The organism is Variovorax paradoxus, from assembly GCF_902712855.1.
Taxonomy (GTDB): domain Bacteria; phylum Pseudomonadota; class Gammaproteobacteria; order Burkholderiales; family Burkholderiaceae_C; genus Variovorax; species Variovorax paradoxus_Q.
Window position 1 is genome coordinate 5,294,240 of sequence record NZ_LR743507.1, and the last position, 20,122, is coordinate 5,314,361.

A 20,122-nucleotide genomic window follows, 5' to 3' on the forward strand; every position below is an offset into this window, starting at 1 on the left:
TGGGTATGGCCCTTGACCCGGGTGTACACAAGAATGATCATTTAATAACAATTGATCACATTTATGCCCGCTTGGCGGTTGCCTCTCACAAGCTGCTTCTGATGGGCGGCCCCACTTCCCCGGCATCGACCGGGTGAAGCCGAAATGGCACGAACGGCAGCGGGGGTCGTAGACAGGGGATCTTCGGTGCCGCTTACCTACCTGCTCCACCTGGAGCATGCACGCTTGCCGCTGCATGTGACCGACGCACAAGACGTCCGGCGCGTTTCGGTGTTGAAAGCCACAGGCCTGGTCGAGGCCGAGATCGATCCGGCGTTCGACCCGGGGGGCAACTACCGGCTCGCCCAGGCGGCGCTGGTGGTCTGCATCACCGAAGACGGCCACGCGGAGATCGCCAGCATGCGCAGCCGCAAGCGCGCCGGCAAGGAAACCCGGGCCGCGTCGAAGCAGTCGCCGCCGCCGAAGCCGAAGGGCCCCGACGCGCTGGCTTACCTGCGCAGCATCGAAGGCGCCTCGTTCCCGCTGCGTGTGGAGAACCACGACGAGATCAACTGCATCGAGGCCCTGAAGCAGGCCGGCTTCGTCGACGCGACCATCAGCCCCGCGCTCACCTGGAAGGACAGCACCGAGCCGCGCGAACTCGCGATCGTCAGGCGCATCACGCCGCTGGGGCGCGCTCAGCTCAAGCGGCAGCGGTAACCTGTGCGCCCTGGATGCATCGACCGACGACGAGAGAACGCAAGACACCATGGCGACGATCCCCCACCGAACGGACTTCCCCGAAGGCACCGAGTTCGTGATCAAGGAATTCGATGTGCCGCTCGTCCGGATGCCGCACGGCGAGCGCTGGACCTGGTTCAACTGGTTCGGCGGCGCACCGCGCCCCTATTCCGTCGAACACCTCAAGCCGGGCAACAACTGGCCGGCCGCCACCTTCGAGGCGTGGGCCGCCGTGGTGAAGGCGTCGCTGCCGAGCGGCGCTGGAGCACAGGCCTGACGGCTTCCCGCCTATCACGCTTTTCCGCATTCCTCACCCCGCGGTAGACATGTTTTTCGCTCTCCCGGACGGGGTGCCTATTCAACAGGCAACGTATCGGGAAGCCACGCCAGCTCTCGCTTCGCGCGGTCGCCTCCCCGCACAACCCACAGAGTTGTCCACAGAAAAATCGAACAAGTCATCGAACTGTCAAAGAGATGTCGCGGCGACGTAACCCTTGAACTGTTCGCGCAGCTTCGTCTTCAGCAGCTTGCCGGTGGCTGTATGCGGCAGGCTGTCGACGAAAGCCACGTCGTCGGGCAACCACCATTTCACGACGCGGCCCGCGAGGAATGTGAGCAGTTCCTCGCGGGTCACTTCCACGCCCGTGCGCTTCACCACGATGAGCAACGGGCGCTCCTGCCACTTCGGATGCGCCACGCCGATCACCGCCGCCTCGGCCACCGCGGGGTGCGCGCTCGCAGCGTTCTCCAGGTCGATGGACGAAATCCATTCGCCGCCCGACTTGATGACGTCCTTCGCACGGTCGACCAGCGTCACGTAGCCATCGGCGTCGACGGTCGCCACGTCGCCCGTCGGAAAGAAGCCCTCGGCATCGAGCACGGATCCGCCTTCGCCCTTGAAGTAACCGCTCGCGATCCACGGCCCGCGCACGTGAAGGTGGCCGAAGGCCTTGCCGTCGTGCGGCAGGCGGCGGCCGTCCTCGCCGACGATCTTCAGCTCGACGCCCCACACGCCGCGGCCCTGCTTCATCTTGACGACGGTCTGCCCTTCCTTCGACAGCGCGAGGTGCTTCGGCAGCAGGTTGCCGATCACGCCGATGGGGCTGGTCTCTGTCATGCCCCAGCCCTGCACGAAGTCGGCACCGAAGTCGCGCTCGAAGCGCTCGATCATGCTGCGCGGCGTGGCTGCACCGCCCACGCCGATGCGCTTCAGCCCGATGGCGCGCGTGTCGATCTCCGGATGCGCGTCGAAGTACTGGAACAGCATCAGCCAGATGGTGGGCACCGCCTGCGAGAAGCCGACCTTCTCGTCGCGCATCAGCTCGTACAGGCTCTGCGCATCCATGTGCGGGCCGGGCATGACGAGCTTCGCGCCCGCCATGGCGGCCGCATACGGCATGCCCCACGCGTTGGCATGGAACATCGGCACGGCCAGCAGCAGCGTCATCTGCGAGTTCACGCCGAAGGTATCGGGCGCGCACTCCATCAGCGAATGCAGCACGGTCGAGCGGTGCGAATACAGCACGCCCTTGGGGTTGCCCGTGGTGCCGGAGGTGTAGCAGAGCGACGAGGCGGTGCGCTCGTCGAACTCGGGCCATGCATAGACCTCGCTCTGCGCGCCGACAAGCTCCTCGTAGCACAGCAGGTTCGGCACGTCGATGGCGGGCATGTGCGCGCGGTCGGTCATCGCGATGAAGGCGCGCACCGACTTCAGGCCCGGCGCGAGCTTCTCGACCAGCGGCGCGAAGCTGGTGTCGAAGAACAGCACCTTGTCCTCGGCATGGTTGACGATGTAGTCGATCTGCTCCGAAAAGAGCCGCGGGTTGACGGTGTGCAGCACCGCGCCCGAACCCGACACGCCGTAGTACAGCGCGAGGTGCCGGTGCGTGTTCCACGCCAGCGTGCCGACGCGGTCGCCGGGGCCGATGTCGAGCGTCTTCAGCGCATTCGCCACCTGCTTGGCGCGGCGCTGCACCTCGGCATAGCAGGTGCGGTGGACCGGGCCCTCCACCGTGCGCCCGACGATCTGCGCGTGCGGATGGAAGGTGGCCGCATGGTCGATGAGCGACGAGATGAGCAACGGGCGGTCCTGCATCAATCCGAACATGGCTTGTCTCCTTTGTGGGGCTGTCGTCGCGCTGCATCGTAGGCAACGGCCGGCGCGGGCCACATCGTCGGAACGGACGATTGAAGACCTGCCGACCGCCTCGGACGGGTGTGAGGATCGTGCCGGCGGGCAGCATGGCGCGGGCAGCTGCAGAACGTTCGCGGCGTGCGCCTGAACGACTTGCGGCTTCGCGGGCAGAATGCCGCACACCGGTGGCACATGCATCGCCTCGCTGCCCCTTCCGAAGCTGCTCATCCGATGCCCCGAACCCTCTACTGCTGGCGCTGCAAGACAGACATGCCGATGCTCACGGAAGAAGAGTGGCAGATCGTTCACCCGATCGGGTACATCGCCCAGATCAAGCAATACCGCGAAGAGACCGGCTGCTCGCTGAGCGAGGCGCACCGTGCGGGCCTGGGCAACTTGACGCTCAAGGCCTACGAGGAGATCACAGGCTACCGGGAAACCAACCCGAACGCGATCCTGCATCACCGCCTCAGCCTGTTCGGCCCACCGTGCCACGCCTGCGGCAAGCCGCTGCGTACCCCCATGGCGCGCTATTGCGCCGAATGCAATGCGCAGCGCATCGACACGCCCGCGCCACCCGGCGGGTCGTAATGAACACCCGCCCCACACACGGCCGCTGGTTCCCTGCGCAACGCCACGGCGGAGGATGCGCATCGCCCACGAAGGTGCCGCACGCATGAAGCAGCCGACCCGCGCCTGGTCCCTGAACGCATCGCTCCTGCTCTTCGCTGCGCCCGCGTTCGCCAACGGCAGCCTGCTGTGCGAAGGCCGGCCCTATTCGGCGGAAGTTCAGTTCAGGCTGTCCACCGGCGAGCTGACCGGGCTGATCGTGGCGCGCACCGACCGGGACGATCCTGCGCCGCAGCGGTTCGTCCTGCGGCAGCACTTTGCGGATGCACGGCAGCAGGTGATGCGCATCCGGGGCACCGGAGCGGAGCGGCCTCACCGCACGGTCGCGCTGAGCGTGTCGAAGTCCCGTGGAACGCTGAGCTACGGCGGCGTGCAGCACCGGCTGCGTTGCGACTGGGACAGCGCGGGCTGACCCGGTTCAGCTCGGACTCAGGCCGAGCTCAAGCCGAGCTCAAGCCGGGCTCAAGCCGGGCTCAGGCCGCGGCCATCACCCGGTCGCGGCCCAGCGCCTTGGCGCGGTACAACGCGGCGTCGGCGCGCGCCAGCACATCGTCGACGCGCTGGCCCGCCTCGCCGGCCGCGACGCCGATGCTCACCGCGATGGAGCCGACCGCGGCCAATGGCGATTCGGACGCGTCCGACGGGCCGGCCGCATTCGGCGAGTTCGCCGCGAGCGGCTCGCCCACGGCCTGCTTGAGCCGCTGTGCGATGTTCATCGCGTCGGCCTGGTTGGCGTCGGGCAGCAACACCACGAACTCCTCGCCGCCGTATCGCCCGAGCAGGCCCGCGTCGCCGATGGCGCGCTGCATGCGGCCCACTGCTTCGCGCAGCACGGCATCGCCCGTGAGGTGGCCGAAGCGGTCGTTGATTTCCTTGAAATGGTCCAGGTCGACCATCAGCAGCGCCGCGCGCCGGCGCCCCGCGCTGGCGAACGCGGCGCGGCAGGCGTCCAGCAGCGCGCGGCGGTTGAGCGCGCCGGTCAGAGGGTCGCGCGTGGCCATGTATTCGAACTCGGTGTGCACGCGGTCCGTGGCCATCAGGATGACGGAGATCGACAGCAGCAGCACGGTGAACGAGTACATGCTGATGTAGAGCGACTGGATCCACGACACGTCCATGAGGCTCTCGCCCGCCATGCCGGCGAGCGCGGAGAGAAAGCGCAGCGCGGCCACCATCGACTGCACCAGCAGCAGGCCGGTCATGAGCCGCTTGCCGAACACTTCGCCGCGATGGCGCATGTACAGCAGCGCATGGAAGAAGAACAGCGCCGATACCGCGAGCGTGACCAGCACCAGCCGGATCTCGAAGTCGGGCCTCATCGCGCTGAACCAGAACATGGCCAGCCCGAGGAAGCCGTTCAGTATCGTCCAGCCGCGCGTGTCGCTGCGCCCCAGCAGGAACTTCTGGCTGCCTGCGTAGTAGAGGATGCAGGCCTGGAACAGCACGAAGTTCGCCACCACGATGGTGACGAAGTCGGGCAGGAAGCCGCGTCCCGCGAACAGCATGGTGCTCGCGAAGGCCACCAGCGGCGCCAGCGCCCACTCGCCGAGCCCGCGGATGCTCGGCGGGTAGCTGCGGCGCATGAAGAAAACCACGAGCGCCATCATCAGGCCCATGATGCCGGCCAGCACGATGATGGAGCGGGGGTCGAGGATGGATGGCAAGGCGCCCATGGGGGCTGATTATGTTGGCTTTGCCGATCCGCATTCCGGGACACCGGTTCCACCCGCCAGGCGCCGCCTGGCGCCCTCGCGCCCGGCGGTGCCGATCAAAGCCTCTCGACGATGGTGACGTTGGCCATGCCGCCGCCCTCGCACATGGTCTGCAGGCCGTAGCGCTTGCCGCGCCGGCCGAGCGCGTGAACAAGCGTGGTCATCAGCTTGGTCCCCGAGGCACCCAGCGGATGGCCCAGCGCGATGGCGCCGCCGTTCACGTTCAGCCGCGCCGGGTCGGCGTCCAGCGCCTGCAGCCACGCGATGGGCACCGGCGCGAAGGCCTCGTTCACCTCGTACAGGTCGATGTCGCCGATCTTCATGCCGGCCTTCTTCAACGCTCGCTGCGTGGCCGGCAGAGGCGCCTCCAGCATGATGACCGGGTCGTGCCCCATCACGCTCATGTGGTGGATGCGCGCGAGCGGCTTCACGCCCAGCGCCTTCAGCCCACGCTCGTTGACCACCAGCACGCCGCTGGCGCCGTCGCAGATCTGGCTGGCGGTGGCGGCCGTGCAGCGACCGCCCTCGGCGATGAGCTTCACGCCCGCGATGCCTTCCAGCGTGGCGTCGAAACGGATGCCTTCGTCCACCGTGTGCGGCTCGCCGCTGCGCGTGCCCGAGCCGTCCGCCAGCAGCACGTCGACGGGCACGATCTCTTCATCGAACGCGCCGGCGCGCGTGGCCGCGATCGCACGCCGGTGGCTCTCCAGCGCATAGCGGTCGAGCGCGTCCTTTTCGATGCCGTAGTTCTTCGCGATCATCTCCGCGCCGGTGAACTGGCTGAACTCCACGCCGGGGTAGCGCGCCTTCATCGCGGGGCTCATGTAGGTGCCCAGGCCCGCCTTGGCCGGCAGCGCGTTGGGCGTGAACATGGGCACGCGCGTCATGCTCTCGACGCCGCCCGCGATCACCGCGTCCATCGCACCCGACATCACGGCCTGCGCCGCGAAGTGCAGGGCCTGCTGCGACGAGCCGCATTGCCGGTCGACCGAGGTGCCCGGCACCGACTCGGGCAGCTTCGACGCCAGCACCGCGTTGCGCGCGATGTTGGTGGCCTGCTCGCCGACCTGGCTCACGCAGCCGAGGATCACGTCCTCCACCGCCGCCGGATCGATGCCGCTGCGCGCCACGAGGGCGTCGATCACCTGCGCGGCGAGGTCCGCCGGATGCCAGCCCGCGAGCTTGCCGCCGCGGCGGCCGCCGGCCGTGCGCGCGGCGGCGACGATGAATGCTTCGGGCATGGAAAGGTTCTCCGTTTGCGTCTGGGATGGAGGGAATTGTTCGCGCGGCACCCGCGCGCGGCGTCGTCGGAACGGACGATTTCGTGCGCCCGGCACCGGACGCGCGCAGAAGAGCCCGCTCAGCGCGGCGCCATGCGGATGGCTCCGTCGAGCCGCACGCTCTCCCCGTTGAAATACCCGTTGGTGATCATCAGCTCCGCCAGCGTCGCGTACTCCGCCGGACTGCCCAGCCGCTTCGGAAACGGCACCGACGCCGCCAGCGCGGCCTTCACGTTGTCGGGTGCGCCCTGCAGCAGCGGCGTGTCGAAGATGCCGGGCAGGATGGTGTTCACGCGGATGCCCTCGCTCATGAGGTCGCGCGCGATCGGCAACGTCATGCCGACGATGCCGGCCTTCGACGCGGTGTAGGCGGCCTGCCCCATCTGCCCGTCCTGCGCGGCCACCGACGCGGTGTTGACGATCGCGCCGCGCTCGCCGTCCTGCAGCATGTCGAGCGTGAGCATGCCGGCCGCCGACTTCGCGATGCAGCGGAAGGTGCCGACCAGGTTGATCTGGATGATGCGGTCGAAGTTCGCGAGCGGAAAGTGCCTGATCTCGCCGGTCGTCTTGTCGCGGCTCGCGGTCTTCACCGCGTTGCCGGTGCCGGCGCAGTTGACCAGCACGCGCTCCTGCCCGTGCGCTGCGCGGGCCTTCGCGAAGGCGGCGTCGACCTGCTCCTCGGAGGTCACGTCGACCTGGCAGAACACGCCGCCGAGTTCCTTCGCCAGTGCCTCGCCCTGCGCTGCGTTGAGATCGAACAGCGCGACCTTCACGCCGTGGCCGGCAAGGCGGCGCGCGGTGGCGGCGCCGAGGCCCGAGGCACCGCCCGTGACGACGGCGGCCAGGCTGGAATCGAGTTGCATCTCCGGGTGTCCTTGAAGTGTCCTGACGGGTTTGTCCGCGGACAGTTTAGGAAGCAGAATCGCCCGCACGCATCGTCGGAAACGACGGGATTTCTCGGCACCGCATGCAGCAGCACCCCACACCCCGGATCCTCGAAACCAAGCTCAGCCCCCCGGCCTTCGGGGCCACGCAGGTGCCGCGCACCGCCATCGGCGACGTCGCGGCGGCAGCGGCCGTGAAGCTGGTGCTGGTGCGCGCACCGGCCGGCTTCGGCAAGACCACGGCCATGGCGCAGATGCGCGAGCGCATGGAGGCGCAGGGCATCGCCACCGCATGGCTCACGCTCGACCGGGCCGACAACGACGTCTCGCGCTTCCTGCACTGCCTGGCCGAGGCGGTGCAGCGCCTTGGCGTGGAAGCGCCGCGCTTCCATGGCGCGCACGACACGCACGGACCGTTCGACGCCGTGGCCGCGCTGGCTGCGCACGACTCGCCCTTCACGCTGTTCCTCGACGACTTCGAGGGCGTGCAGGAACCTGCCGTGCTCGGCCTGGTGCGCGAGATCGTCGAGCACCTGCCGCGGCGCGGGCAGATCGTGATCGGCTCGCGCAGCCTGCCCGACCTGGGCCTGGGGCGGCTGCGCGCGCGCGGGCAGCTGCTGGAGATCGACACCGACCGCCTGCGCTTCAGCCTGGAGGAAACCACCGCCTTCTTCGCGCTTCGCACGACGCATGCGGCGGCCGCGGCGGGCGCGCTGCCGCCCGACATGCTCTCGCAGCTGCACAGCAAGACCGAAGGCTGGGTGGCTGCGCTGTGGCTCGCATCGATGGCACTGGAGCGCCATGGCACCGAGACCGGGTTCGTCGAGCGCTTCTCGGGTTCCGATCGCGCGGTGGCCGACTACCTCGCCGAGGACGTGCTGGCACACCAGCCCGGGGAAATCCGTGACTTCCTTCTGCGCACCAGCATCCTGCGCCAGCTCGACGCGTCGGTGTGCCAGGCACTGTGCCCGCGCGCGGACTGCGCGGCGATCCTCGAGCGGCTGGCCGCATCGAACCTGTTCGTCACGCGCGTGGGCGGCGAAGTCGACGGCAGCGTTGACGGCGAAAGCGATGCGTGGCGCTACCACAGCCTGTTCGCCGACTTCCTGCGCGCGCAGCTCGTGCGCGAGATGCCCGGCGAGATCGAGCGGCTGCATCTCGCGGCCTCGGGCTGGTACGAGTCGCACGAGCGGCCCGTGCCGGCCATCGACCACGCCATCGAAGGCGGCGACCATCCGCACGCGCTGACGCTGCTCGACGGCTACGCGGCAGGGTTTCTCGAGCAGGGCCGCATGCGCATGCTGGCGCGCTGGTTCTCGGCGATCCCCGGCCACCAGCTGCGCGGGCATCCGTTCCTGCAGCCCATCTCGCTGTGGGCGACCTGCTTCACGCACGGTCCGTGGGATGCGATGCGCCAGCTCGACGAATGGGGCTGCCTCGACAGTCCCATCGCCGAGGTGCGCGCCAGCGCACACACGCTGGTGCCCCTGCTGCTGGCCATGCAGGACCGCCACGACGAGGCCTACGAGGCCGGCCGCCTGGCGCTCGCGCGCCTGCCCACGGGCCTGGCCTTCGCCGACAGCGTGCTGCTCAACGCGATGGCCCACATCCTGGCCGTGCGCGGCGACCCGCACGAGGCGCGCCGCATGCTCGAGGCCGCGCGGCGCGAGCAGGGCAACAGCACCTTCAACCGCATGTACACCGAGTCGCTGGCCGGCCTGTTCGACCTGCACGAAGGCCGGTTGCGGCAGGCCACCGCGCGGCTGCGCATGGCGGTCGACGCGACCCATTCGACGCATGCGGTGCCATACAACCACAGCCACGGCAACGCCTGGGCGGGGGTGCTGTACGCGGGTGCGGTGTACGAGACCAACCAGCTGGTGCAGGCCGGGCACCTGCTCAACGTGTACCTGCCGCTGGCGCGCGACGTGGGCCTGCCCGACCACATGATCCTGAGCCACGTGATGCGCTCGCGCCTCGCCTTCCATGCAGGCGACATCGACGCCGCGTTCCAGGCCCTGACCGAGCTCGAGTACCTCGGCCATCACCGCCAGCTGCCGCGCGTGGTGGCGGGCGCCAAGCTGGAACGCTCGCGCATGCTGCTGCTGCAGGGCAACGGGCCCGCGTCGCACGACGAGCTGCTGCGTGCGGACGATCCGGCGCTGTGGGAGCGCGAGCGGCGCCAGCGCCTGCCCGCGCACGACCTCGACTACCTCGTGCTCGCCCGCGCGCGCTGGGACATCGCGTTCGGCGACGCGCGCGCGGCGCTGGCCGTGCTCGACGCCGAGCTGCACGCCGCGCTGGCCTCGGCGCGCAACCGCCGCGCACTCACGCTGCGGGTGCTGAGGGCACTGGCATTGCAACGTTCGGGCGACGCGAGCGCCGCCCTCGACGAGATCGCCGTGGTGCTGCAGGCCGCGAGCCAGGAAGGCTTCGTGCGGCTGATCCTCGACGAAGGCCCGGCGGTGGGCGCGCTGGTGCATCGGTATGCGACGGCGCAGCAGGAAAGCCATGCGCGCGGCGGGCACCAAACGATCGACCCGATCCTGGCCGACTACCTGCAGCGGCTGCTGCAGGCCGCCGGCCCGGCACCGGCGGGCGAAGCCGAGGCACCCAGCGGCGACGCGATGAAGGAGCCGCTCACCCGCAAGGAGATCCGGCTGCTGCAGTTGCTGGCCGAGGGGTACTCGAACAACGCGATGGCCGAGAAGCTGTTCGTGTCGGACAGCACCGTGCGAACCCACCTGCGCAACATCAACATGAAGCTCGATGCGAAGAGCCGGACGCAGGCGGTGGCGATTGCACGCAAGCTGGGCGTCATTCGTTAATACCAAAGACAACACAAAATTGAATTGATGGTGCTTTCGGTTTAACTGCCGCTTACCTGTCATCACAACGACTACGGATTCCGGTGATACCCCGCACCCCGCTCGGTCCCTAGCATTTCCCCCAGAGATCAGAGCCTTCCAACTGCCGCGATAGCCAAGGCGCGCGGTGGTCTGGGGGAATGTCGCGCCCAGCGAAGCCACCTCAACAGAGAGCGCCTCAGAGCTGCAGCCACCATGCCCAAAGGAATCCCCAATCCCGCACCGATGTACGGCATCTACCTTCGCGCCTGGGGGTACGAGGTATCGATCGTTCGCAACGGCACCCGTTATTACAAGCAGTTCGGCCGCGCCAGCTACGGCAGCGAGGAGCAGGCGCTGCTGCAGGCACAGGACTGGCGCGACGAGATCGTGCGCACCGTGCCCCCGGTGCCGCGCCGCACGCGGGCGGAAAAGCTGCGCGTCAACAACACCACCGGCGTGTCGGGCGTGTTCGCGCAGGTCGGCTCGGGCGGCAAGGTGCGCGCCTGGGTCGCGAAGACGTACCTGGGCCAGGACGAGATCCTGCGCACCGACTTCCCGGTGAACACGGTCGGCGACGCCGCGCAGACGCTGGCCATCGAGGAGCGCGCGCGCCAGCTCGAGCGCATGGCCGGGCTGGCGAAGCTGCACCCCGCCGAGGAGATGATCCGCACGGCGCCCGTGCCGCCGCCGACCATCGCCGAGCTGCGCTCGCCCAAGCGCTCGAAGTCGGAAATCAGGCGCAGCACCAACTCCAGCGGCGTGAGCGGCGTGCACTTCAAGGCGCCCAACGTGGGCCACCCGGGCTACTGGCTGGCCATCACGTACACCGCCGGCAAGGGCAGCGTGAGCAAGGCCTTCTCGATCAAGGAACACGGTCCCGAGGGCGCCAAGCAACTGGCGATCGAGGAGCGCGAACGCCAGCTCGAGCAGAAACTGCTGCACACCCGCAACAGCGGCGACGCGCTCGCCATTCCCTTCCGCAAGGAGCTGCGGCCGCTCGGGCTCGCCGGGGCCGGGGCGAGGCCGACGCAGTGACGCGCAGGCGCGCAGGCGGCGCGGCTGCGGACCCGCCATGCGTCCTGGTTCAGAATAGCTGCGAGAAACGGGCGCCCACGAGCCTCGAGCGAACCGGGGAGCCCATCGCGCCCGGCGGCAGCGCCGCCAGGGAGCAAAGCAGCAGCACGTCGAGCATGCCCAAAGGTGTTCCCAATTCCGCCGCCATGTACGGCATCTGCGCCAGGCCCTGGGGCTTCGAGGTTTCGCTGGTCCGCAACGGCGTGCGCTACTACAGGCAATTCGGCCGGGCCAGCTACGGCGGCGAGGAACAGGCGCTGCTGCAGGCGCAGGACTGGCGCGATCACATCGTGCGCAGCGTACCGCCGGCGGCGCGCCGCGAGCGGGCCGAGAAGATGCGTGCCAACAACAGCACCGGCGTGCCGGGCGTGTTCCACCGGCTCGCGCCGGGCGGCCGCGTGCGCGGCTGGCTGGCCAAGACCTACATCGCACCCGACGAGATCCTGCGCGCCGACTTCCCGGTCGAGGGCCTGGGCGATGCGGCGCAGGTGCTGGCCATCCGCGAGCGCACGCACCAGCTCGACCGCATGACGGGCCTGGCACGGCCGCACCCGGCCGAGGAGGCGATCCGCATGGGCCTGTCGGCGCACGCGCCGGGGCCGCGCTCGCCCAAGCGCTCGAAGTCGGAGATCACGCGGCGCAACAACACCAGCGGCGTGAGCGGCGTGCACTTCAAGACGCCCAACCCGAACCATCCGGGCTACTGGCTCGCCATCACCTACAGCACGGCCACGGGCAGCGTGAGCAAGGCGTTCTCGGTGAAGGAACACGGCAACGACATGGCCAAGAGCCTGGCCATCGCCGAGCGGCAGAACCAGCTCGCCGAGAAGCTGCGCGCCGATGACGTGGCCGCGGCCTCGCAGGTCGAGCACGGCAAGTCGCGCAAGCCGGTGGCGTCCCGCGAGCCGCGCCCGCGTGCGGCGTCCGGAGCGAAGCGCGCCCACTGACCATGCCCTTCCCGGGCCCGGCTTCGCCGACGCGGCGCAGCCCGGCGGCCTTCGCGCATCCGAATCCATCTTCCAGGCCCGCGCAGCGGCGCTGACTCCATGACCTACAAGCCCCTTCATCAATTGCTGCGCGTCGCGTCGCACCTGCTCGACCAGGCCGCGACCGACATCCGGGGAGCCGGCCTCGCGCCGGTGCCGGAGAACATCCAGCGCATCGGGCGTGCGCTGATCGAGGTGATCGAGGTGCAGCGGCAGATCTACGCCGCGCAACCCGAGCTCGAGCCCAAGTCGCTCGCCGCATCGGCGCGCGAACTCGAGGCCAACCGGCTCTTCACGCAGTTCACGCTGGAGGCGCTGGAGCTGGAGGACGCGGGCGACACCGAAGCCGCGCGCGACAAGTACACCGAGTTCATCGGCCTGTCGCCGTCGTATCCGCACCGGGAGATCGCGAGGGCGGAGATCCGCCGGCTGTCCTGAGGCGGCGGCCCCCGCTTCGCATCGCTCACATCGCCCGCGCGATCACCTCCTTCATGATCTCGTTGGTGCCGCCGTAGATGCGCTGCACGCGCGCGTCGGCGTACATGCGCGCCACCATGTACTCGTTCATGAAGCCGTAGCCGCCGAACAGCTGCAGACATTCGTCGAGCACGCGGCCCTGGGTCTCCGAGCCCCAGAGCTTGGCCATCGAGGCGGTGGCGGTGTCGAGCGTGCCGGCCACCAGGTCTTCGATGCAGCGATCGATAAACGCGCGGCCCACCTTGATCTGCGTGGCGATCTCGGCCAGCTTGAACCTGGTGTTCTGGAATTCGGCGATCGGCTTGCCGAAGGCCTTGCGGTCCCGCACGTAGTCGAGCGTCGCCTGGTAGGCACCTTCCATGGTGGCCAGCGCGCTCAGGCCGATGATGGTGCGCTCGTAGGGCAGGTCGCTCATGAGCTGGAAGAAGCCCTGCCCCTCCACGCCGCCCAGCAGCGCGCTGGCGGGCACGCGCACGTCGTCGAAGAAGAGCTCCGAGGTGTCCTGCGCCTTCATGCCGATCTTGTCGAGCACGCGCCCCACGCGGAAGCCCTCGCAGCCGGCGGTCTCGACGATCAGGATCGACGTGCCCTTCGCGCCCTGCGCCGGATCGGTCTTGCACACCACCAGCACCACGCCCGCTAGGAAGCCGTTGGTGATGAAGGTCTTCGAGCCGTTGATGACGTAGCCGTCGTCGGTCTTGCCGGCGCGCGTGCGCACGCCCTGCAGGTCGGAGCCGGCGCCGGGCTCGGTCATGGCGATGGCACCCACCAGCTCGCCGCGCGCCATGCGCGGCAGGTAGCTGCGCTTCTGCGCGTCGGTGCCATGGTTCAGGAAATAGTGCGCCACGATGGAATGCACCGAGGTGCTCATGCCGTTCAGGCCGCGGCGCGCGGCCTCCTCGCAGAACACCGCCTCATGGCGGAAGTCGCCGCCGCCGCCGCCGAACTCCTCGGGGATGTCGGCGCACAGCAGGCCGAGCGAGCCGGCCTTGCGCCAGATCTCGTGGCCCACGTGGCCGCGCTTGCGCGCGGCCTCGTCGCCGGGCAGCATTTCGGTCTCCATGAAGCGCACCACGTTGTCGCGGTACAGCTCCAGGTCCTCGTCGCTCCAGGAGCGGCGGAAGTCGATGGGCATTGGGGAGTCTCCTTGGTTGTCTCTTCGGGTCGACCGTTGCGCGTTGCGTGCTTCGGCCGCATTCAGCCGACGCGGCGCGACCTGCCGGCCCAGTACGGGTCGCGCAGCTGGAACTTCTGCAGCTTGCCGGCCGCCGAGAGCGGCAATGCGTCGCGGAACTCCACGCTGCGCGGGCACTTGTAGCCCGCGATGTGCTCGCGGCAGTGCGCGATGACCTCCGCAGCCTCCAGCGCCATGCCCTCGCGCAGCACGAGCACCGCGTGCACGCGCTCGCCCCACCGGTCGTCGGGCACGCCGATCACGGCCGACATCAGCACCTGCGGCAACTGCGCGATGGCGTTCTCGACCTCGGCCGAGTACACGTTCTCGCCACCGCTCACGATCATGTCCTTCATGCGGTCGACCACGAACACGTTGCCATCCTCGTCCATGTAGCCGCCGTCCCCGGTGTGCATCCAGCCGCCGCGCAGCGCCGCCTCGGTCTCCGTGGGCTTGTTCCAGTAGCCCTTCATGACCATCGGGCCGCGCGCGACGATCTCGCCGACCTGGCCGTGCGGCAGCTCGTTGTCGTCGCCGTCGACGATGCGCACCTCCGCGATGGAAATGGGCGCGCCGGCCGAGCGCAGCAGCCGCTCGCGGTCGGGCCCCGGCTGGTGGCAGTGCGGGGGCAACGCAGTGACCACCGGCGACAGTTCGGTCATGCCGTACACCTGCGCGAACGCGGCGCCCGGAAAGGCGCGCATGGCCTGGTCGAGCAGCGCGGCATCGATGGGCGCCGCACCGTACGACAACAGGCGCAGGCTGGACAGGTCGAACTCCGCAAAGCGCGGATGCTCGATCACGCGCTTGATCATGGTCGGCACCAGGAACATCTCGGTGATGCGCGCCGACTGCAGCACCTGCAGCACGGCCACCTCGTCGAACATCGGCACGACGTGCACCGGCACCAGCCGCAGCAGGCTCTGCAGCGCGACGCCGCAGCCGGCCACGTGGAACATGGGCGCCGCGACGATGGCCGCCGCGTCGTGCGTGTCGCGCGGCAGCGCGGCCACGGTGCCCAGCGCGTCGATGCACAGGCTTCCATGCGTGAGCATCACGCCCTTGGGCTGGCCGGTGGTGCCGCCGGTGTACATGATGGCGGCGAGCTCGTCGCCGCTGTGCGGCGCGTCGTCGACCGGCGCGCCCCCGGCCAGCAGCGCCTCGTAGCCCAGCATGCCTTCGGGCACGGCGCCGTTGCCGCAATAGACCACCGTGTGCAGCGAGCGCGAGAGCCCGCGCAGCGCAGGCACCATCGGTGCGAACAGGTCGTCGACCAGCAGGATGCGGGTGTCGCAGTCGTCCAGCGAGTACGCCACCTCCTTCGGGTTCCAGCGGATGTTCACCGGATTGATCGCGCCGCCGCCCCACCAGGTGCCGAAGAGGTATTCGACGAAGCGGTGCGAGTTGAGGCTCAGCATGCCGACGCGATCGCCGCGCCCCATGCCGAGCCGCTGCAGCACGCCGCCCAGGCGCGCGACGCGGTCGGCGAACTCCGCATGGTCGAGCCGCCGCGCGCCGCACACCACGGCGGTGGCCCCGGCCTTTTCGCGGCGGCCCTTGTGCAGGGGCTGGGTGAGGAACATGGGTGGGATCTCCGTGGTGGGTTCGGTTCAGGACGCGCACAGCGGCGCGATCGCATCGGCGGCCACGCCCCAGCGGCGCAGCACGGTGGGGCCGTCGTCGCGCGCGGCGGCGGGCGGCACCACCGGCGCGGTGCGGCTGAAGCGCGGCGCGGGTGCCGGCTGCACCACGCCGCCCACGTCGGCGAAGGTGCTGCGCGCCAGGTTGTGCGGATGACGGGGGGCCTCGTCCCAGTCGAGCACGGGCGCGAAGCAGGCGTCGCTGCCCTCGAGCAGCACGCACCATTCGTCGCGGGTGCGGGTGCGGAACACGTCGGCCATGCGCAGCTTGAGCAGCGGCCAGCGGTCGGCGTCCATCTGAGCGTCGAAGGCCGGGTCGTCGGCGATGCCGCAGCGCTCGCGCATCAGTGCATAGAACTGCGGCTCGATGGCGCCCAGGGCCACGTACTTGCCGTCGGCGCAGGCATAGGTGTCGTAGAAGTGCGCGCCGCCGTCGAGCATGTTCTCGCCGCGCTGGTTGTTCCACTGGCCGGCCGCCTTGAAGCCGTACATCATCGAAGACAGCAGCGCCGCGCCGTCGGTCATGGCCGCGTCGACCACCTGCCCCTGCCCCGACTGCCCTGCCTCGTGCAGCGCCGCGAGGATGCCGAAGGCCAGCAGCATGGCGCCGCCGCCGAAGTCGCCCACGTAGTTCAGCGGCGGCACCGGCGGCTCGCCCGCGCGGCCAATGGCATGCAGCGCGCCGCTGATGGCGATGTAGTTGATGTCGTGGCCCGCCGCATGCGCCAGCGGTCCGTGCTGGCCCCAGCCGGTCATGCGGCCGTACACCAGCTTCGGGTTGCGCGCATGGCACTGCGCGGGGCCGAGGCCCAGCCGCTCCATCACGCCCGGGCGAAAACCCTCGATCAGCACGTCGGCCCGCTCGATGGCGTCGAGCACCGGCCGGGGCGCACCTTCCGCCCGCAGGTCGACCTGCAGTGTGCTGCGCCCGCGCGCGAGGATGTCGTGCACATCGGTCCGCGTGCCGGGCCGCGCGATGCGGACCACCTCGGCCCCCATGTCGGCGAACAGCATCGCGCAGAACGGGCCCGGGCCGATGCCCGCCATCTCGATGACCCGCAACCCCTGCAACGGACCTGCCATGTGTGTCTCCTTCGGCCGCGGCGCGCGCCCGTCGTGGGAAGGCATCTTGGCGCGCGGGCGTGCGGGGTGCATCGTCGGAAGCGACGAATGCGCGCCGGTGCCTGTTCAGCCCTCGCGAAGCCGCGCCACGCGGCGCAGGTGCCACGACGCCGGACCGAACTGGCCTTCGATGAGCGTGGCGCGCCGCACGAAGTGGCCGACCGCCAGCTCCTCGGTCATGCCCATGCCGCCATGCAGTTGCACCGCGCCCTGCGCCACGGCCTTGCAGGCCTTCGCGGCAGCCACCTTGGCGGACGACACCGCGCGCGCACGTTCGGCTGGCGAGGCGGTGTCGATGGCCTCGCCCACGCTGGCGGTGAGCGCGGCAGACAGCTCCAGCGCCATGTGCATGTCGGCCAGCCGGTGCTGCAGCACCTGGAAGCTGGAGATCGGCACGCCGAACTGCCTGCGCTGGCGCACGTAGCCGAGCGTGTCGCGCATCAGCCGGCGCATGACGCCGACGGCCTCGGCGCAGACGGCGAGCGTGGCTTCGTCGTGCGCCTGCTCGATCTGCGGCAGCGCGCCGCCTTCCTCGCCAAGCAACGCGCTGGCGGGCAGCCGGACCTGGTCGAAGGCGATGTCGGCGGCACGGCCGCCGTCGCGGGTCGGGTAGGCGCGCAGGCGCACGCCGGGCGCGTCCCTGGGCACCACGAGCAGCGAGAGCCCGGCAGCGCTGCGTGCGCTCACGACCAGGTGGCTCGACCACGGCGCGGCGTGCACCGACGCCTTGCGGCCTTCCAGGCGAAAGCCGTCTCCGTCGCGCACGAGTTCCGCCTGCACATCGGCACGGTCATGGCGGCTCTGCGGCTCGGCGTGTGCGAACGCCAGCACCGCATCGCCCGCCACGACGCGCGCCAGCAGCGCATCGGCCTGCGCACCGGGGTGGCGCTGCAGCAGGCCCGCGCCGATCACCATCGTTGACAGGTAGGGCTCGGCCGCGAGCGCGCCGCCGAGCGTTTCCATCAACGCCAGGTGCGCCTGCATGCCGCCGCCGAGGCCGCCTCTCGCCTCGGGGAGCCCGGCGCCGAGCAGGTCGAGTTCGCGCGCCAGCCCCTGCCAGAACGGCGGTGGCGCATCCTCTGCCCGACCCAGCGCATGCAGCCGCTGCTCGAAACCGTACCGCTCGTCGAGGTAGCGCGAGAGGCTGTCGCGCAGCATCGCAAGGGTGTCGTCCTGTCCGGTGAACGTGTTCATCGATGCGGCCCTCAGTTCGCCAGCAGGTGCGCCGCGACGATGTTGCGCTGCACCTCGTTGGACCCCGCGTAGATCGATGCGGCGCGGTCGTTGAGGTAGGCCGACATCGAGAACACGGCCTCTTCGGGAATCGGCATCCCGCCCTGCAGCCCGTCGTCGAGCGGCAGGTCGGCCGCGGCGTGGTGGGCGGCGATTTCCACGCCGAGCTCGGTCAGCCGCTGGCGCAGCTCGGAGCCCAATACCTTGCCCATCGACGGCCGGATGCCCGGCGGCTCGCCGCGCGCCTGCGCGCGCAGCGACTGCAGCTCGGTGGCCTCGAGCGCGTCGATGGCGCACTCGGCATCGGCCAGGCGCAGGGCCATGTCGCCGGCCTCGTGGGCGTCCGCGGCCGCCGCAGCGAAGGCCGCGTCGGCCGCCGCGTGCAGCCGGCGCAGCCGCGCGCGCAGCATCGGCGCCCATGCGCCGCCGCGCTCGTGCTGCAGCAGGTACTTGGCGATGGTCCAGCCCTGGTTCTCCTCGCCGATCAGCCCTTCGGCCGGCACGCGCACGTCGTCGAAGAACACCTGGTTGAGTTCATGGTCGCCCGAGATGCTGATGATCGGCCGGATCGTGATGCCCGGCGCCGGCAGGTCGAAGCACAGGAAGCTGATGCCCTGCTGCGGCTTGCCGCCGGAAGCGGTGCGCACCAGGCAGAACATCTTGTTGGCGTACTGCGCGTGGGTGGTCCAGATCTTGGTGCCGTTGAGCACGTAGGCGTCGCCGTCGCCCGGTTCCCGCACGGCCTTGCACTGCAGCGACGCCAGGTCGGAGCCCGACTGCGGCTCCGAGTAGCCCTGGCACCAGTAGTCCTCGCCCGACCGGATGCCGGGCAGCCAGGCGCGCTTCTGCGCCTGCGTGCCGAAGGCAATGATCACCGGCGCGACCATGCCCGGGCCCATCGGTGCGCGCGGGGGCGCGTCGGCAGCGGCAAGCTCGGCCGCGAAGAGGTAGTGCTGCATCGGCGTCCAGCCGGTGCCGCCGTGCTCGACCGGCCAGTGCGGCACGCTCCAGCCACGCGCGGCGAGGATGCGGTGCCAGCGGTTGCCGTCGGCGTAGTCGCTGAAGATGCCCGAACAGCGCCGGCCGGCCGCGCGCAGTTCGGGCGTCAGCTCGCGCGCGAGGAAATCGCGAACCTCGTCGCGGAACGCGGCCTCCGCCGCCGTGAGTGCCCAGGCCATGGTGTTGTCTCGCTTCGGGATACACCGGGCGAGTGTGAGGCCCTCGGGGCCCCGCGGCATCGTCGGAAACGACGAAGGCGCAGGCCTGGCGTCAGGCCGCGACCGCTTCGCGCTGCGCCGCTTTCGCCGGCACAGGCATGTGCTGCGCCCAGTCGATGATCTCCAGCGTGCCGTCCGCGTGCTCGGCCAGCGCGGTCAGGCTTTCCACCCAGTCGCCGTCGTTGCAGTACAGGATGCCGTCGATGTCGCGCATCTCGGCATGGTGGATGTGGCCGCACACCACGCCCTGCGCGCCGCGGTTGCGCGCCTCGCGGGCCACGGCGGCCTCGAAGTCGCCCACGTAGCTCACGGCGCGCTTGACCTTGCCCTTGAGGTACTTCGAGAGCGACCAGTACGGCAGCCCCATGCGCGCGCGCAGCGAGTTGAGGTGGCGGTTGAGCTTGAGCGTGAATTCGTAGAGCGAGTCGCCCACGTAGGCCAGCCACTTGGCGCACTGGATGACGCCGTCGAACAGGTCGCCGTGGATGATCCACAGCTTGCGGCCGTCGGCCGTCTCGTGGATCCATTCGTCGGCCACGTCGATGCCGCCGAAGTTGTGGTGAAGGTACTTGCGGGCGAATTCGTCGTGGTTGCCCGGGATGAAGATCACGCGCGTGCCCTTGCGCGCCTTGCGCAGCAGCTTCTGGATCACGTCGTTGTGCGCCTGCGGCCAGTACCAGTGACGCTTGAGCTGCCAGCCGTCGATGATGTCGCCGACCAGGAACAGCGTCTCGCACTCGGTGTGCTTGAGGAAGTCGAGCAGTGCGCGGGCCTGGCAGCCGGGCGTGCCCAGGTGCAGGTCGGAGATCCACAGCGTGCGGAACTGCAGCGGTGGACGCATGCGGTCCTCGTCCTCGGGATCGAGTGCGCGGGTGGCTGTGTCGCGCCATGCGCGAAGGAAGGCGTCGTCGCGTTGCATGGACGGGTAGCGTCCCACTGCGCCATGACGACGCGATGGCACACCCGTGACATCCCGGTGACGCGTGGCCG

The 20,122-nt window shown here is 69.8% G+C and carries 18 protein-coding genes; 8 read left to right on the forward strand and 10 right to left on the reverse strand.

The annotated features are described in order from the left end of the window. Positions 1–270: 270 nt before the first annotated feature. On the forward strand, positions 271–699 hold the full coding sequence (locus AACL56_RS25145) for a hypothetical protein (RefSeq protein WP_339092509.1): 429 nt from the start codon (positions 271–273) through the stop codon (positions 697–699). Between the two features lie 49 nt (positions 700–748). Then, positions 749–997: a hypothetical protein gene (locus AACL56_RS25150; RefSeq protein ID WP_339092510.1), complete on the forward strand. Its 249-nt coding sequence runs from the start codon at positions 749–751 to the stop codon at positions 995–997. Between the two features lie 189 nt (positions 998–1,186). Here the strand turns inward: AACL56_RS25150 and AACL56_RS25155 are convergent, their stop codons facing one another. Beyond that, complete coding sequence (locus tag AACL56_RS25155; RefSeq protein WP_339092511.1) at positions 1,187–2,827, reverse strand: 3-(methylthio)propionyl-CoA ligase; 1,641 nt, start codon at positions 2,825–2,827, stop codon at positions 1,187–1,189. Positions 2,828–3,085: 258 nt separating this feature from the next. On the opposite strand from AACL56_RS25155, the gene AACL56_RS25160 reads away from it, so the two are divergent. Together AACL56_RS25160 and AACL56_RS25165 are read left to right on the forward strand one after the other, a co-directional pair. Further along, positions 3,086–3,445: a hypothetical protein gene (locus AACL56_RS25160; RefSeq protein ID WP_339092512.1), complete on the forward strand. Its 360-nt coding sequence runs from the start codon at positions 3,086–3,088 to the stop codon at positions 3,443–3,445. Between the two features lie 85 nt (positions 3,446–3,530). Then, positions 3,531–3,896, forward strand: coding sequence for a hypothetical protein (locus AACL56_RS25165; RefSeq protein WP_339092513.1), 366 nt, complete (start codon positions 3,531–3,533; stop codon positions 3,894–3,896). 61 nt (positions 3,897–3,957) lie between these two features. Here the strand turns inward: AACL56_RS25165 and AACL56_RS25170 are convergent, their stop codons facing one another. The 3 genes from AACL56_RS25170 to AACL56_RS25180 all read right to left on the reverse strand — a co-directional run bounded on the left by AACL56_RS25170 (position 3,958) and on the right by AACL56_RS25180 (position 7,339). Beyond that, positions 3,958–5,157: a GGDEF domain-containing protein gene (locus AACL56_RS25170; RefSeq protein ID WP_339092514.1), complete on the reverse strand. Its 1,200-nt coding sequence runs from the start codon at positions 5,155–5,157 to the stop codon at positions 3,958–3,960. A gap of 95 nt (positions 5,158–5,252) precedes the next feature. After that, a complete protein-coding gene (locus AACL56_RS25175; RefSeq protein ID WP_339092515.1) occupies positions 5,253–6,437 on the reverse strand; it encodes an acetyl-CoA C-acetyltransferase in 1,185 nt (394 codons plus the stop codon). Between the two features lie 119 nt (positions 6,438–6,556). Beyond that, positions 6,557–7,339 carry an SDR family NAD(P)-dependent oxidoreductase gene (locus AACL56_RS25180; protein WP_339092516.1) on the reverse strand — a complete coding sequence of 261 codons (783 nt, stop codon included), beginning with the start codon at positions 7,337–7,339 and terminating at the stop codon, positions 6,557–6,559. A 104-nt stretch (positions 7,340–7,443) separates the two neighbouring features. Here AACL56_RS25180 and AACL56_RS25185 point away from each other — a divergent pair, with 104 nt between their 5' ends. The 4 genes from AACL56_RS25185 to AACL56_RS25200 all read left to right on the forward strand — a co-directional run bounded on the left by AACL56_RS25185 (position 7,444) and on the right by AACL56_RS25200 (position 12,707). Then, positions 7,444–10,188: a LuxR C-terminal-related transcriptional regulator gene (locus AACL56_RS25185; protein ID WP_339092517.1), complete on the forward strand. Its 2,745-nt coding sequence runs from the start codon at positions 7,444–7,446 to the stop codon at positions 10,186–10,188. A gap of 234 nt (positions 10,189–10,422) precedes the next feature. Continuing rightward, a complete protein-coding gene (locus AACL56_RS25190) occupies positions 10,423–11,244 on the forward strand; it encodes an AP2 domain-containing protein (RefSeq protein WP_339092518.1) in 822 nt (273 codons plus the stop codon). A 155-nt stretch (positions 11,245–11,399) separates the two neighbouring features. Then, positions 11,400–12,230, forward strand: a complete 831-nt coding sequence (locus AACL56_RS25195; RefSeq protein ID WP_339092519.1) for an AP2 domain-containing protein — start codon at positions 11,400–11,402, stop codon at positions 12,228–12,230. Positions 12,231–12,329: 99 nt separating this feature from the next. Continuing rightward, positions 12,330–12,707: a hypothetical protein gene (locus AACL56_RS25200; protein ID WP_339092520.1), complete on the forward strand. Its 378-nt coding sequence runs from the start codon at positions 12,330–12,332 to the stop codon at positions 12,705–12,707. A 25-nt stretch (positions 12,708–12,732) separates the two neighbouring features. Here the strand turns inward: AACL56_RS25200 and AACL56_RS25205 are convergent, their stop codons facing one another. From AACL56_RS25205 to AACL56_RS25230, 6 genes are all read right to left on the reverse strand, one after another. Beyond that, entirely contained in the window at positions 12,733–13,881 is a 1,149-nt protein-coding gene (locus tag AACL56_RS25205; protein ID WP_339092521.1) for an acyl-CoA dehydrogenase family protein, read from the reverse strand. A 62-nt stretch (positions 13,882–13,943) separates the two neighbouring features. Next, positions 13,944–15,503, reverse strand: coding sequence for an acyl-CoA synthetase (locus tag AACL56_RS25210; protein WP_339092523.1), 1,560 nt, complete (start codon positions 15,501–15,503; stop codon positions 13,944–13,946). Positions 15,504–15,530: 27 nt separating this feature from the next. Then, positions 15,531–16,643 (reverse strand): CaiB/BaiF CoA transferase family protein, encoded by a 1,113-nt coding sequence (locus AACL56_RS25215; RefSeq protein ID WP_339092525.1) that lies wholly within the window; start codon positions 16,641–16,643, stop codon positions 15,531–15,533. Between the two features lie 105 nt (positions 16,644–16,748). Then, positions 16,749–17,876, reverse strand: a complete 1,128-nt coding sequence (locus tag AACL56_RS25220) for an acyl-CoA dehydrogenase family protein (RefSeq protein WP_339092526.1) — start codon at positions 17,874–17,876, stop codon at positions 16,749–16,751. A gap of 11 nt (positions 17,877–17,887) precedes the next feature. Then, the gene (locus AACL56_RS25225) at positions 17,888–19,093 is read right to left on the reverse strand and encodes an acyl-CoA dehydrogenase family protein (RefSeq protein ID WP_339092527.1); all 1,206 of its coding nucleotides are present in this window, start codon (positions 19,091–19,093) and stop codon (positions 17,888–17,890) included. 91 nt (positions 19,094–19,184) lie between these two features. Next, entirely contained in the window at positions 19,185–20,051 is an 867-nt protein-coding gene (locus tag AACL56_RS25230) for a UDP-2,3-diacylglucosamine diphosphatase (RefSeq protein ID WP_339092528.1), read from the reverse strand. Between the last annotated feature and the right edge of the window lie 71 nt (positions 20,052–20,122).